Source organism: Salinispirillum sp. LH 10-3-1 (genome assembly GCF_030643825.1).
GTDB lineage: Bacteria > Pseudomonadota > Gammaproteobacteria > Pseudomonadales > Natronospirillaceae > Salinispirillum.
Genome location: NZ_CP101717.1, coordinates 1,592,560 through 1,607,303 on the forward strand (window position 1 = coordinate 1,592,560; position 14,744 = coordinate 1,607,303).

Here is a 14,744-nt window from a genome sequence, read left to right on the forward strand (position 1 = left end):
TTCGCGCCCTGTTGTGGTGGCCCAGCCGGTCCCCTCGCAATGACTATCCGCGAACCCCGCCAGGCCCGGAAGGGAGCAACGGTAGTGGTGACGTCATGTGCCGGGGTGTGGCTGGTTGGGACATCTCCATCTTCGCCCCTAGGAGCGGTCAAAAGCCACTCCTAGAGGTCCAGTGCTTAATTACCGTCTGCCGGACGGAAATACCTCAAGCTGCTGCGACCCAAGTTAGGTCGCGCTATCGCAACTCTATTACCCTCTTGTGGGTTACAGCCGTACTTCGTGTCTCCGTCCAATGTGATTTCAATCTCGTCATCGGCGGCTAATGTGAAGCTTGGCTGCAGTTCGTGCACGAGGCGAATTCCTTTGCGGTCGCTTGGGGTTGTCTGATTGTTCCATGAAATCAGTGGGCTGCTGTCAACCACCCCAGCAGCAACGTCAACGTCATAGTCTGCCCAATACTCTAAGTTCGCCGCAATGCGGTAGCCGCTGGTGATTTCTGTGACGATTTGTCGAATCGGCGAGTTGTTGAAATGGTCCAATTCCTCTTGCGAAAAATCAGAACCTTTTAAGAGCACGCGAGCCGCCACAGGCACGTCCGGGTTTTCGCCTGCAACGTTAACGTCTGCGCAGAAACCAGTTGCTGCTGCATCAGGGCTGCTGTCTACCCGGAAGAACAGATCGCCACGAATGTATCCGTCCAAAGTGGCGCTGTCTGCTACTGGCGGCAGCACTTCAACATACCCGGTGTCGGTCATCGTGGTTGTTGTACCGGCTAAGGTTGGGGCTTGATTGAATAGGCTGGTCACGTTGTAGGGCTTAAATTCTTCGCGAGTGATCAGTGAGATATCGAAGAGTTCATCCACTGTGACATTCTCGCTAGAACCATCTATAGCAACGGGCGCGATGCCGCGATTTTCACAGTCGGTTAGGTCTTCTTTGAATTCGAAGTCGTCGCCATCGACCTTGATGCAGACTTCAAATTCGACGAGGTCCTCATCAAATAGGCCAGCATGCTGGACGTCTCCGTCGTAGCAGCCGCCACGCGACGAATTGATGTTGCCGTTGAAATACAAGAAGACGCCATCGGTCATCACGCGCATGCCACAGGCCGCTTCACCCATGCCCTGTGAGCCGACTACGGACATTTGGATTAAGCCAGAGCTGGCGTCAGAGTAGACACGATAGAGGCCGGTAGATCCTTTGTATGCTTCAACAATGTTTTCGCTGTCTGAGTCATCATAGTCATCTTTTGTCCCATCAGTGGGAAAATCGTCCTTAAGCATGTCAACGGTAAACCACGCATCAATATCGCCAGCAGCGGTTAGGGTGATGAAAGAGGTGTTGCGACCCGCATTATTCCCCTCAACGACCCGAAGGGTGCCGTCTTCATCAAGTCCCATGGCCACCCAGAGACCACTCTCGGGGTCAATGTTTTGGAAGCAGTTCACTGGAATGCTGGCTGGTATTCCCTTACCTGTAATGTCATCGCCGTTCGCGAAGATAAGGGTTGGAGTCATCACCCCCTCGACAAAATCGTCCGAGTCGGGATCGGCACAGGCGTAGTAGCGCTCAGGGTCAATAAAGGGGTTGATGGCTTGGTCGATGCGGGTTAATGAGGTGCGAATGTCTGTGAGGAAGCCTGAGAAAAAAGTTTCCTTCATGGCATAGCTCACTAAACACGCGCTCAGTAGATAGTCATTTCGATCTTCTTCTGGTGCTTGGCCACCATAAGCTCCGTCACAGAAGTTGAATGCATTAAAGCCGTTCCCGTCATCGCCACCATCGTCATCTCGGGGTGTGATCGATCGTATAAGCAGACTTTGTGCTTGTGCTGATGTTTCAGAGCGCAAGGCATTCGGCGTTTGGGCGTCGACCGCCGGTGATGTTTTCATTGCTGTGAGCATGCGCGGGTTAGCTTCTTTCTGGTTCTTATTGCCGCCGCCGTCATTGTCATCGTTGCAGCCAGAGAGAATCAGCGTTGCAGTAGCAAGAAGAGTCATTAGGAGGGTCGAGCGGTATACATTGGGGGAGCGGTCGTTCATCGTGTACGTCCTCATGTCGGGTGAACGAATAGGCGCTGTCGAGGCCTGTTCGGTTCCTTCATCGAGACAGTGTTGTATGAGTCGCTTCCTTGCGTAGGCACCTATAGTTAACGAGTTTTGATCATTGAGCACTCTCAAATATTAGGTATAGGAGAGCATTTTCGGTTCGTCAAACATGGGTCAACATCTTTGTGAGTGTCGCTTAGGCTGGCGCTTCGCGGCGAGAGTCGGTAGCATTGGAGGTCGACGAAAAAAGAGTCCACAGGTCAATGAGTTATCAAGTTCTAGCACGAAAATGGCGCCCTCAAACCTTTGCCCAAATGGTTGGTCAACGGCACGTGCTGACAGCGCTGGTAAATGCGCTCGATAACCAACGGCTGCACCATGCTTATTTGTTCACAGGTACCCGTGGGGTAGGGAAGACTACCTTAGCCCGGTTGTTTGCCAAAAGCCTGAACTGTGAAGTAGGGGTGAGTTCGACGCCGTGCGGGCAATGCAGCGCCTGCTTAGAAATCGCTGAAAATCGGTTTATTGATCTGATTGAGGTGGACGCCGCGTCACGCACCAAGGTCGAAGACACGCGCGAATTGCTCGAGAATGTGCAGTATCAACCGACCCGTGGGCGCTATAAGGTGTACCTGATCGACGAAGTACACATGCTGTCGAACCACAGCTTTAATGCTTTATTGAAAACGCTTGAAGAGCCACCGCCGCACGTTAAGTTCTTGCTGGCGACCACCGATCCGCAAAAATTGCCGGTGACGGTACTGTCGCGCTGTTTGCAGTTTAATCTAAAAAGCATGACGCCCGATATGGTGGTGGACCATCTGCGCGACATTCTGCAGAAAGAAAGCATCCCCTTTGAAGACGCGGCCTTGGTTCATCTTGGCAAGGCGGCGCAAGGCAGCATGCGTGATGCCTTGAGTCTGACCGACCAAGCCGTAGCCTATGGGCAGGGGCGTATTCAAGAAGCCGAAGTGGCCGAAATGCTGGGTACGGTCGACACCCGCCAGATCTTGTCGTTGCTGGAAGCCTTGGCCGAGCAAGATGCTGACAAGATACTGCGGCTAGTCGCTGCCTTGGCAGAATTTGCGCCAAACTGGCAGCACCTGATGGCCGATGTATTGACCTTGTTACACCAGTTAGCGGTGCTGCAAGCTGCGCCGGGTTATGAGGTACGCTTGCATCAAGAAGCGTTGAAAGCCATTACCGCACGGTTCGCTCCGGACGATATTCAACTTTATTATCAGTTGGGATTGCAGGCGCACAAAGACTTAGCCTCGGCACCCGAAGCGCGCCAAGGGTTTGAAATGGCTCTGCTGCGCATGTTGGCGTTTACGCCGGATGTAAAGCGCGCTTATCGCGGGCCGGTGCCAACAAGCGCTGCTGTACCATCAGCGTCCGTGCGACCAGCCGAGCAGCAGGGTGCTCCTGACGAAGCAAAGCCTGAGCCGGCAACACCGGCCCCGTCGAATCCGGAGCCGCAGGTTGACGAGCATTCCCGTGTGGAGGCATTAAGTGTTGCGCCAGAACCCGAAGTGGTTCAGGCGGCTGTTGCAGAGCCTGATCCTGTTGTTGCTGAACCAGAGCCAGAGCCAGCAGAGCCTGCGCCAACGGTTGAGCAAGTCACGCAAGACGATCAACCTCCTTGGGCGCCTGAGTCACTTGACTACAGTGATCAGGAGCTGCCTGCATCAGCGGATGACGAATACGATGACATAAATGCGCCCAATGCGCCTGCCGCTCATTATGAGTCGCCCGTCGATGAAAACAGTGATGAAGAGCCAGCGATCACAGAAACTGCGAGCCTGAATCCAGAACTGGCGAGCATGGGTGATCTTGCGCCTGCGGATGAGTCGAGTTCCGATGGTTTTCTGGTATTTCCGGCGGCCACGCAACAAGCGCTGGATCGCTTGGCGGATGATGTCGATGCGCTGGGTGACCTTTGGCCAGACATAATTCCTGCCCTTGAGCTGCAAGGGGTTCTCTTGACGCTGGCCGCGAATTCCGTGGTGGTCGACCTGCGAGATGCTACACTGACGTTACTGGTCGATGAAGCCTATCAAAGACTGTATCAGGAAAGCATGCTGCCTCGATTGATTGCCAGCATGGACAGCATTAGCTGCCCGATAGACCGCGTGGTGGTGACCTTTGGCACCTGTACGGGCGAAACGCTGAATCAACGGCAACAGCGTTTACGTCGTGAAGCTTTTGAACAGGCGAAACAGGCACTGCAGAACGACCGTTTCGTTCAGGCTCTGCAACAAGAAATGGGCGGCGTGTTACTGACCGACACTATCGAGCCAATCGTCTCCAATTAATTGAACAATAGATGAGGTGCAACATGCTGAAAGGTGGCATGGGTGATTTAATGAAACAGGCCCAGCGCATGCAGGAACAAATGCAAAAAGCGCAGGAAGAAATTGGCAATATGGAAGTCGTCGGTGAATCCGGGGCGGGCCTTGTTAAGGTGACCATGACCGGACGTCACGACGTGCGCAAAGTGGAACTCGACGACAGCTTGATGACCGAAGATAAAGAGCTGCTGGAAGACTTGTTGGCGGCTGCAGTAAACGATGCAGTGCGCAAAGTCGATGAAACGTCCAAGTCAAAAATGTCAGGTCTTACGGCAGGCATGAGTCTGCCACCCGGCTTTAAGATGCCATTCTGAGTTCTCTCTATGGAAACCCTTGATGAACTGATTGCCGCATTGCGAGGTTTGCCGACCATCGGCCCCAAGACAGCACGACGATTAGCCTTGCACCTGTTGCAACGCGATCGCAGTGGAGCTGAGATACTGGCCACCAGTTTGCAGCAAGCGTTGCAAACGCTGAAGCCCTGTACGCAATGTCGGCAGTTATCGTTGTCTCCGCTGTGTGACATCTGCAGTGACGAAGAACGCCAACAGGCAACGATTTGCGTGGTTGAGTCGCTCGACGACCTCTACCTGATTGAGCAAACCGGCGTGTTCGAAGGGCGTTACTATGTGCTGAACGGGCATCTTTCTCCGTTGGATGGCATTGGTCCGGAGGAGTTGGGTATTCCGCAGCTGCTGGATCAAGTGGCTGCCGGTGGCATAGATGAACTGATTTTGGCGTTGAATCCGCAGGTCGAGGGTGAAGCGACAGCACAGTATATTCATGACCAAATTAAATCGACTGGGGTAAAAATCAGTCGGTTAGCCCAAGGCATTCCGCTAGGAAAAGAACTGTCACGCTTGGATCCGGCGACATTATCAATGGCCTTGAGCGGACGCACGGAGCACCATGACTGATTACATTATGATCACCGACGACGCCACCTTGCGGGAGCATTGTGCGCGTTGGCAACAAGAACTCTTTATTGCTGTAGATACAGAATTTGTACGGCGCCGGACCTACTACCCAGAGTTAGGGTTACTGCAAGTGGGTGATGGCACGGCGCAGTATTTGATTGATCCGCTGGAAATTAACGATCTGTCCGCCATATTGCACCCGTTGCTTACCGACCCGAATGTTATCAAGGTATTTCACTCTGGCGAGGAAGACTTGGAAATATTCTCGCTGTTGCTGCGTGAACCCCTACAAGGCGGTTTCGATTCTCAGCTGGCGGTCGGCTTCTTGGGTGGGCGCGGTACGCAAAGTTACGCTGGCTTGGTTGCTGACGAACTGGGCATTGATGTACCGAAAGATCAAACACAAAGCAATTGGCTGGCGCGCCCGCTGACCGATGCACAATGCGCATACGCCGCCAATGACGTGAATTATCTCTATCGTATTTATCCTGCTTTGCAGGAGCGCCTCGATAAACTCGAACGCTTTGACTGGGTGCGCGAGGATGTCGATCGTCTGGCGACCAAGCTGGCGCGCCGTGATGCGCTGGACCATTATCAGAACCTACGCCAAGCCTGGCAGCTTAAAGGCAATAAGCTGTGGTTGATTCAGCAGTTGGCAGCGCGTCGGGAGGAGCGTTGCCAAGAGCTGAACCTGAATCGTAAGGCGCTGATCAGTGACAACGACTTGGTTACCCTGGCCTTGAAGCGCCCGACCGAAGTGGCTCGGGTCGCTGAACTGACCGAGATCAAGCCGTCTGTTTTGCGCAAAGAAAGTGATTGGATCTTTGCCTTGATCAAGGCGTCACATAACGTAGCAGCGGATCAGTTTCCAGCGCCCATTCAAGGCCCGCTGCGCATTCAGTATTCGCCGGCGTTTCAGTCGGCGCGCGAGCTGTTGACCGGTATTGCCGAAGAGGCTGGATTGCCGCGTGAGTACCTGTATCGCAAGAAAGATCTTGAAACGGTGGTGGTGGAGGCCGTGGAGCGCGGTGTCGTTACTGTGCCCGAGTCTTGGCAGGGGTGGCGTTGGGCGTTGTATGGCGATGCCCTGACGGAGCGCTTGTTATCGCGTTTTGGGCCAGAAGCAACAATGACCGAGGAAGTGCCGCATGACTAAGCAGATGATTTCGATTTACAAATCATCGAAGCGTGACGAAACCTATGTCTATGTGTTGCGCAAAGACGCACTGACGCGTGTCCCAGAAGAGCTTTTAGAGCTTTTTGGTAAACCCATTAAAGTCACCGATATGCTGCTTACGCCCGAGCGTAAGCTGGCGCGCGCCAAGGCGGAAACGGTGTTGTTGGCGTTGGATGAGCAGGGCTTTTATCTGCAAATGCCACCACCGAAAGAGCCTTACTTGTTGGACCTGTACCGCGATACCTCAGGCCGTTACGAGGGCTTGTGATGAAAGATCAAGATGCCTTTTGGCGAACCAAGTCGCTCACTGAGATGTCGAAAAGCGAGTGGGAATCCTTGTGCGACGGCTGCGCCAAATGCTGTTTGCAAAAATTAGAAGACGAAGACACTGGTGAAGTATTCTATACACGGCTGGTGTGTCGGTATCTTGACGCTCAATGCCGTTGCAAGGTTTATGAAACACGGCATGAAAAGGTGCCTGCCTGTATTTGGTTGCAGCCCGAGGATTTGGACGCATTAAGTTGGCTGCCCGATACCTGTGCGTATCGACTGGTCCATGAAGGCAAGGATTTACCGAATTGGCACCCGCTGCGCACGGGTAAGCCCTTGTCGACCTTGAAGAAAGGCAAATCCGTCTTGCACTGGCCCGTTATTCCTGATGATGCAGTGCCGGAAGACGAGTGGGAAGATCACATTATTTTTAAGGCAGAGTGATGGAAGATTATCAAAGTTACCTGATTGCATGGGGCGTTTACGCCGTGGTATCCCTTATCCTGTATGGCTTGCTGTGGATCGGCACAACGCGGCTACCTTGGGCCAGTTTGCGCTGGTACTTACGCTATGTCATTGCGGTGGTGTTGATTGTACCTTGGGAAGGTCAAGAGCCCGAAACCTATTATGCTCCGGCTTTCATCGTCGGCGGTTTTGAGTTGATGGACTCTGGCGTACGCACAATGCTGGAAATATTAGGTGTCGTCATTGTATTGATACTGGTCGGCACCGTGGCGTTGTTTGCTAAACTTGGCTTTGATCTGTTGCGTAAGCGCCAAGCAGAACCCGGGAACCCCGGTGCCTCCGAGGAATGATTGGCACGAAAATTGATGCAACTCTAGTAAATACGTTGTTCCTGACGCTTTTTATGGGCGTCTGGCTTTACTGATTAATTGCTTACACAGCTCCGGGAGAAACCGATGTTAACGCACGTTTTTGTATTGATTGCCGTTATGTTGATGGCAGGCCTGTTCGGCGGGCTAGTGAACTATTACTTGCATGGCCAGCATGACCCTGACGTGGTCAGTTTGCCGCGCAGCTTGGTGGTGGGCGGTGCGGCTTCCTTTATGGTACCGGTTGTGCTGAGCCTGTTGGGTAGCGACTTGATCGCATCCAGTGAAGGTGATCCAGGGCAGTTCGTGTTGTTCGCCGGTTTCTGTTTGATTGCGGCGTTGGCGTCACGTGTTTTTATCATCAGTACCACTGATCGCATTATGGAAACCGCTCGCACGGCGCGTGAACGCTCAGAGCAGTTAGAGCATTTAGTGCATGCGCTGGAGCTGCAGATAGCGCCTATGATCGAAAGCGAAACTGAAAATGAAGCCTCCGACGACGACAATCATGGTGCCGTTCCTTTGCCGGATGAAGTTGATGTAACGGCAACAAATGTCCTCAAGAGTCTGGGCAGCGGCCGATACATCTTTCGTTCCCTGCGCGGTTTAAGCAAAGACACCGAATATGAAGAAGGTGCCCTGGTTAAGACGCTGAACTTATTGGTTGCTCGCGGTATGGCCGGTCGGGTGAACGGTTTGAAAGGGGTGCGCTGGTACGTTACTGAACAGGGGCGTCGCTTTTTGCAGCAGATTATCTGACTGCTGCGCACACCGTAGGGTGCAGCTAGTAACCTCGGAGGCGAAAATCTGGCGAGGCAAAAATTTCCGAGAACGCGCAGTTTACTTCAAGTAAATATTCGCTACGCTCACCCTTCGGGTCGACCTATGGTCGTTCTGGCAAGCCAGTGAGCATTTGAGGACATTTTTAACGCCGCCAGATTGGAAAAAGGGTTATTAGATGTTCCCTAAACGCTTGGCCGGTCAAATAAGTAGAGGTATGCATGCGTCAAAGTGTCACTAAGGTTTTAGTAAGTCTGCTGTGTTTTAGCTGCCTGGTGGCAACTGGGCAGGCTCAGCAGGCCACACCGACGGACCCCAATTTGGCGCCTCTGGATTTGCGCATCCTGATTGATATTTCAGGCAGTATGCGCGATACCGATCCCAACAACTTGCGCATTCCCGCAGTGAATCTCCTTGTTGAGCTGTTGCCTGAGGGCAGCACAGCGGGTGTTTGGACATTTGGTCAGTTCGTTAATATGTTGGTGCCACATGGATCGGTGGACAGTGCGTGGCGACAACAAGCAAGGCAACGAGCGAACGACATTAATTCCGTGGCATTGCATACTAATATTGGCGAAGCAATTGAACGTGCCAGCTATGACTTCGGTTTTAGCACTGGTCGTAATCCTAAACACTACATCATTCTGACCGACGGTAAGGTCGATATTCCTCCTAGTGCAGCGGCCAGTCGTGCTGAGCGCGATCGCATTATTCGTGACATAGTCCCGCGTGTCCGTGAGCACAATGGCACCATCCACATGGTCGGGTTGTCGGATGATCTCGACGATACGCTGATGTCTCAGTTGGCTGCGCAAACGGGCGGGCTGAGTGCGGTGGCCGAAGACGCCGAAGAGCTATTGGCGCTGTTTTTACAGGTAATGAATGCCAGTCTAGGGGACCAAGCGCGCGAGGAAGTGGGGTTAGACCTCGATCAGCAGTTCCGTATTGATTCTTCGGTGAGCGAGTTTACCGCTGTTATCTTTCGCCCAGAGCCTACACCCGTGACTTTGGTGGCGCCTGGAGGGCAGCGTTATACGCCGGACCAATTGCCTGCGAACAGCGAATGGTTGGTCTCTGAGCGCTATGACCTGATTACGATCAGAATGCCAGCCTCCGGCACTTGGGCGGTTGAGGGCGAGCTGGGTGCTAATTCGCGCGTTGCCGTTGTCAGTGATCTCAATCTGCAAGTAAACCCTCTGCCGCTCAATATCATGGCGCAAAATGAAGTCCCTTTGTTGGCGCGATTCCGGGACATTGATGGGGCCGTTACCGATCAAGAGTTCCTCGATCTTATGACGTTGACTGCGGTAGTGCGTCAAGGCGCAACAGTGCTGCAGCGAGGCACTTTAACGCGGTCAGGCAATGAGTTTGTGGGCAATGTAACCATGCCGAGTGGTGAAGGCTCGTATGACGTAGTGGTCGAAGCCGACGGACAAACCTTCAACCGACGCCGTGTGTTTTCAGTGAATGTACGCGAGCCTTTGGCTGTTGAAGTTATCCCACGCACAACGTCGTATGAGATCCGCGTCTATCCAAACTTGCCCGAGATGACAGAGCAGGAGATGCGCTTAGTTGCTCAGGTTGATGGGCCAGATGGCAGCGCTCAGTTTTTACCCTTCACCCAGCAACCGGCAGGTTATTGGGCCGTAGATGTAGCCGGTAATCGTGGCGACGGCCACTACTCGGTGGACGTCAATGTACAGTTTATCGGTGCGGAACAGCCTGCTGGCGACGTAGTGATTGCGCCTATTGTCTTGGTGTTTCCCGTACAGGCCGGTGATCCACGGTCGATTTCAGCACAGCAAGCACAGCCGCCAGCGGCGCGTCAGCCAGCTGAGCCGGTGCCCGCCATGCCGGCTCCGACCATTCCCGAACCGCCGCCGGTGAGTGAAGCACCACAAGAAACACTGACTGTCCCTACACCAGTGGAGCCAATTGAAATAGGGGAGGAAGGGTTGCCTGATGATTGGTTGGATTTTGTTCCAGAAGGCGAACGCCGGAGTGCGGACTGGCTGCCGTACGCCCTGGCCGGTGGTTCAGGTCTATTGTTCTTGATATTGCTCTATTTGGTTTATCGTCGCTTCGAGGGCCGCAATAAGTTGGATGACTTGGACTTGGACGAGCCGTTGTCTAAAGCCGAACGCGCTGTTCTTGAAGAACTGGACGGCAAAGAGGTTGATGAAGAAGTCTATGTCGATAAGCCTGCCGCAGCACCCGAAGCGGAAGCTGCAGAGGAAGACGAAATTCCAACCATCAGTGATGCTGTGCAAAACGCCGAAGAGGATGGGGCTGTAGAAGACGAAGAGCCTTCTATACTGGACGATGAATTTGATTTGGAGTCGCTGGGCATTAAGGATGGAGCGTCAGCCGACACTGGGCTGGATGATCTCGACGACTGGGAAGACATCATTTCCGATGATGACTCTGCCTTTGACGAAAAGCTGGCACCGGATGAGTTCGATCTGAGCGATGACGATATCGACGACATGCTGGATGACTCCTTGCTTGATGACGATGAACTACCAGAGGATGACAAAAACAAAGGCGGTTAATGCTTTGTTTATGTGGATTCCCCTGTTAGGTGTAAAGCGCTGGTTTCTTAGGATCTAACATGAATCAAGCCAATGATCTTGCTCATTACCTTGCTGAACATCGGCCTCTTGATGCCTATGTATCGCTAAACGCTCTGCTGGAGCATGCCAGCCGACACTATACGGATAGGCCAGCCTTCTCTAACGAGGGGGTGACACTGACCTTTTCCGAGTTGGATGCGTTGAGTGCTGAGCTGGCTGCCTATTGGCAGAAGCACACGAACCTGGTCCCCGGCGACCGAGTCGCCATGATGTTGCCTAATATCCTGCATTTTCCTATCGTGGCCTATTCATTATTACGTTCAGGCTTAGTGCTGGTTAACATCAGCCCATTGCTTGAGAAAGCGGAATTACTGCATCAACTGAAGGATTCAGGTGCGCGTGGCTTGGTGTTCCTGGAAGTGTTCGGTGATGTGGTGGAATCCATCATGGCGGAGACTGACATCGATCATGTCATGGTCGCGCGTTTGGGCGACCTGCACACCACCCGTCGTCGCTTCCTGATTAACACCGTTGCGCGCTATGTGCATAAACGCATTCCCGAATTTGATCTGCCACAAGCGGTCGAGTTTATGGCCGCGCTAGAGCTGGGGCATGAGCACGCGTTTGTACCGCCCGATACGCAGTCTGAAGACGTCGCCATGATACAGTACACCATGGGCACGACAGGTTTGGCGCGGGGGGTGTTATTGAGTCAACGTAACTTGTTGGCCAATGTTGCTCAAATCCAATTTCACTTGGAGAAGTCTAGCGCGCAACCATCAGGGTTGGTCGCGGGAAGAGAGGTTATTCTCGCTCCGTTGCCGCTTTACCATGTGTATGCCTTTACGGCCCATTGTTTGTGTTTGGTGGCGATGGGCTGCCACAGTGTGTTGGTGACCAATACGCGAGACATCGCCAGTATCGTCCGTACCATGCGGCAATGGGATGTTACCGCAATGACCGGTTTGAACACGTTGTTTGCACATCTCCTAACGCATAAAGAGTTTCGCAAACTCGACTTCCAGAATTATCACATGACCCTATCGGGCGGCATGCCAGTGGTGCCAAGTGTGGCACGCGCTTGGCAGCAAGCAACCGGGGCACCGCTGTTGGACGCCTATGGATTAACCGAGGCTTCGCCTGCAGTATCGATCAGTAAAGCAGGGGAGGACTACGCTGGACATTGTGGCAAACCGCTCAGTAATACGGAGGTGCGTATTTGTGACGACGCGGGCACCACGCTGGTTCAAAATGCCGTAGGTGAAATTTGGGTACGTGGACCACAGGTGTTTGCGAGCTATTGGAATGCGCCGGAGACGACGCGGCAAGCATTGACTGAAGACGGATGGCTGCGCACCGGAGACTTAGGCGCAATGAATCCAAATGGGGAGATTAGCGTCGTAGACCGCAAGAAAGACCTAATTGTCGTCTCCGGGTTTCAAGTGTATCCGAGTGAGATCGAAACAGTGGTGCACCGGCATCCCAAGGTGGCATCTTGTGCCGCCATTGGAGAAACAGATGCCCATGGACAGCAGCGTATCCACTTGTTTGTGGTGCCACGTGATGCTGAAGAATCAGCGGGTGAAATAGCCTTGAGTGATAAAGAAATACTTCATCATTGTCGCGCCCACCTGGATGGGTATAAGGTGCCCAAGCTTGTCACTGTGTGCGAAGACTTGCCGGTCAGTGCAGTTGGCAAAGTACTGCGACGAAAGTTGCGCGGCACGAATACCCGCCTGGATTGACCGCATCACGGTCAATAATCCTGTACAGTTGATCAATATTGAAGAAATTACTGCCGCTTTGCGGCAGTAATGCAGTAGTGCGGTTAACACAAGCAGATGTTGCCCGTACACTGCGCGCACAACGGCGGAGTTTTACTTAAGGGTTTCTCTCTAAGTAGCTTTCGGCAAGAATAACAATGTAAGGAGCGACCATGGCTAGCCAATACGCGCTGGAGCAATACCCCGGCGGCATGAATGCCACCATAGATATGTCACACTATCAATCTGTGACTCAGCTGTTTGATAAGTCGGTAAAAGAATTTGCCGAGCGTCCTGCATTCAGTTGTATGGGTCGCACCATGACCTATGGCGAGCTGGATAAACTCAGTGCCCAGTTTGCGGCTTATCTCCAGCATCATACTGACCTCAAGCCGGGAGATCGTATTGCTGTCCAACTGCCCAATATTTTGCAGTATCCTGTTGTCGTTTGGGGTGCGTTACGCGCCGGGATGATCGTGGTTAATACCAATCCGCTTTACACTGAGCGGGAAATGGAACACCAGTTCAACGATTCAGGTGCACGCTTGCTGGTGGTCTATGCCGGCATGGCCGACAAGGCACTAGCCGTGAAAGACAAAACGCCCATTGAAAACATCATTTGTACTGAAATTGCCGACTTCCATCCTGGCTTTAAGCGCGTGTTGGTCAATACTGTCGTTAAACGCATCAAGAAAATGGTGCCAGCCTATGACCCCTCAGCGGTAAAGCCTTTGCGTGAATGCATTGCGGCTGGTGAAGGTAAGTCGTTTGCGCCGGTGGAAAAACAGCAGGATGATACTGCGGTATTGCAATACACCGGCGGTACAACGGGCGTCGCCAAAGGCGCCGAGTTAACCCACGGCAACCTGATTGCCAACATGCTGCAGTGCTATGAGTATTTCGCCTTAGCTCTGAAGCCTGGTCAGGAAACCTTCGTGGCGCCACTGCCGCTGTACCATATCTATGCGTTCACTGTGCATTGTTTGGTGATCATGGAAACCGGTAACCACAACGTACTCATTCCTAATCCGCGTGATATCCCTGGCTTCGTTAAAGAACTCGGCAAATGGAAGTTCAACGGCTGTGCGGGTCTGAATACCTTATTCGTGGCATTGATGAACAACGCCGATTTCCAGAAGCTTGACTTCAGTCATTTGAAACTGACGATTTCCGGTGGCATGGCGCTGACCAAAGAAGCCGCTGAACGCTGGCAGAAGATGACTGGCTGCGCCATCAGTGAAGGCTATGGCATGACCGAAACTTCTCCTGTGGTTTCCTTTAACCCGCCTGGCTTTACTCAGTTAGGTACCATCGGTTTGCAAGCGCCCAGCACCGAAGTGCGCGTGGTGAATGATGCCGGTGAAGATCAACCTGCTGGTGAGCCAGGTGAGCTCTTGGTGCGTGGCCCTCAGGTAATGAAAGGCTATTGGAAGCGCCCTGAAGAAACGGCCAAAACCATTACGGAAGACGGCTGGATTCACACCGGTGATGTCGCGGTGATTCAAGAAGACCGCTATATCCGCATTGTTGACCGCATGAAAGACATGATCGTGGTATCGGGCTTTAACGTCTACCCGAACGAAGTGGAAGACGTGCTGGTACAGCATCCCGCTGTCGTTGAATGTGCTGTGGTCGGTGTGGCAGACGAGAAGTCGGGCGAAGCCGTTAAAGCCTTTGTGGTCGTTAACACCGAAGTCTCGCCAGAAGACCTGATCGCGCATTGTAAGAAAGAGTTAACGTCTTACAAAGTGCCGCGTCAGTTTGCGTTCCGCACAGAGTTGCCGAAAACCAACGTCGGTAAGATCCTTCGCCGCGAGTTGCGCGACGAGAACGCGTAATCGTTAACATTACTTGGAGTAGTAGGCGTAAAGGACTGCCTTTACGCTGCTCTAGGAGTGGTCAGTACCGGGCATGCCTCAAGGTGCGACTCTCGGCCTGCCGTGGAGCGCCGGAGGCATGCCCGGTACTGACCACACCGCGAAGCTTAATGCACCGTTGCTACTAGCAACGGATGGCACCTACAGTTTTCGCC

12 protein-coding genes and 1 other RNA gene are annotated in these 14,744 nt (G+C 53.1%); 12 read left to right on the plus strand and 1 reads right to left on the minus strand.

Features of this window, described 5'->3' with window-relative positions; genetic code table 11:
* The first annotated feature begins 23 nt into the window (after window positions 1-23).
* Window positions 24-120, plus strand: an RNA gene (ffs, locus tag NFC81_RS07035) — signal recognition particle sRNA small type.
* Between the two features lie 56 nt (window positions 121-176).
* Here ffs and NFC81_RS07040 read toward each other — a convergent pair.
* Complete coding sequence (locus NFC81_RS07040) at window positions 177-2,042, minus strand: hypothetical protein (protein ID WP_304996820.1); 1,866 nt, start codon at window positions 2,040-2,042, stop codon at window positions 177-179.
* Window positions 2,043-2,311: 269 nt separating this feature from the next.
* Between NFC81_RS07040 and dnaX the strand changes: the two genes are divergently transcribed.
* The 11 genes from dnaX to NFC81_RS07095 all read left to right on the plus strand — a co-directional run bounded on the left by dnaX (window position 2,312) and on the right by NFC81_RS07095 (window position 14,550).
* Entirely contained in the window at window positions 2,312-4,363 is a 2,052-nt protein-coding gene (dnaX, locus tag NFC81_RS07045) for a DNA polymerase III subunit gamma/tau (RefSeq protein ID WP_304996821.1), read from the plus strand.
* 23 nt (window positions 4,364-4,386) lie between these two features.
* Window positions 4,387-4,713 carry a YbaB/EbfC family nucleoid-associated protein gene (locus NFC81_RS07050; RefSeq protein ID WP_304996822.1) on the plus strand — a complete coding sequence of 109 codons (327 nt, stop codon included), beginning with the start codon at window positions 4,387-4,389 and terminating at the stop codon, window positions 4,711-4,713.
* Window positions 4,714-4,722: 9 nt separating this feature from the next.
* Window positions 4,723-5,316: a recombination mediator RecR gene (gene recR / locus NFC81_RS07055; RefSeq protein WP_304996823.1), complete on the plus strand. Its 594-nt coding sequence runs from the start codon at window positions 4,723-4,725 to the stop codon at window positions 5,314-5,316.
* Complete coding sequence (rnd, locus tag NFC81_RS07060; RefSeq protein ID WP_304996824.1) at window positions 5,309-6,472, plus strand: ribonuclease D; 1,164 nt, start codon at window positions 5,309-5,311, stop codon at window positions 6,470-6,472. The genes recR and rnd overlap by 8 nt, the downstream gene beginning before the upstream one ends.
* Window positions 6,465-6,761 (plus strand): YcgL domain-containing protein, encoded by a 297-nt coding sequence (locus NFC81_RS07065; RefSeq protein WP_304996825.1) that lies wholly within the window; start codon window positions 6,465-6,467, stop codon window positions 6,759-6,761. Before rnd ends, NFC81_RS07065 begins: the two co-directional genes overlap by 8 nt.
* Complete coding sequence (locus tag NFC81_RS07070; RefSeq protein WP_304996826.1) at window positions 6,761-7,207, plus strand: YcgN family cysteine cluster protein; 447 nt, start codon at window positions 6,761-6,763, stop codon at window positions 7,205-7,207. The genes NFC81_RS07065 and NFC81_RS07070 overlap by 1 nt, the downstream gene beginning before the upstream one ends.
* Window positions 7,207-7,578 (plus strand): hypothetical protein, encoded by a 372-nt coding sequence (locus NFC81_RS07075; protein WP_304996827.1) that lies wholly within the window; start codon window positions 7,207-7,209, stop codon window positions 7,576-7,578. Before NFC81_RS07070 ends, NFC81_RS07075 begins: the two co-directional genes overlap by 1 nt.
* 105 nt (window positions 7,579-7,683) lie before the next feature.
* Entirely contained in the window at window positions 7,684-8,355 is a 672-nt protein-coding gene (locus NFC81_RS07080) for a YEATS-associated helix-containing protein (protein ID WP_304996828.1), read from the plus strand.
* 242 nt (window positions 8,356-8,597) lie between these two features.
* Complete coding sequence (locus NFC81_RS07085) at window positions 8,598-10,928, plus strand: vWA domain-containing protein (protein ID WP_304996829.1); 2,331 nt, start codon at window positions 8,598-8,600, stop codon at window positions 10,926-10,928.
* A 59-nt stretch (window positions 10,929-10,987) separates the two neighbouring features.
* Window positions 10,988-12,694, plus strand: a complete 1,707-nt coding sequence (locus tag NFC81_RS07090) for an AMP-binding protein (RefSeq protein ID WP_304996830.1) — start codon at window positions 10,988-10,990, stop codon at window positions 12,692-12,694.
* 191 nt (window positions 12,695-12,885) lie between these two features.
* On the plus strand, window positions 12,886-14,550 hold the full coding sequence (locus NFC81_RS07095; protein WP_304996831.1) for an AMP-binding protein: 1,665 nt from the start codon (window positions 12,886-12,888) through the stop codon (window positions 14,548-14,550).
* Window positions 14,551-14,744 lie beyond the last annotated feature (194 nt).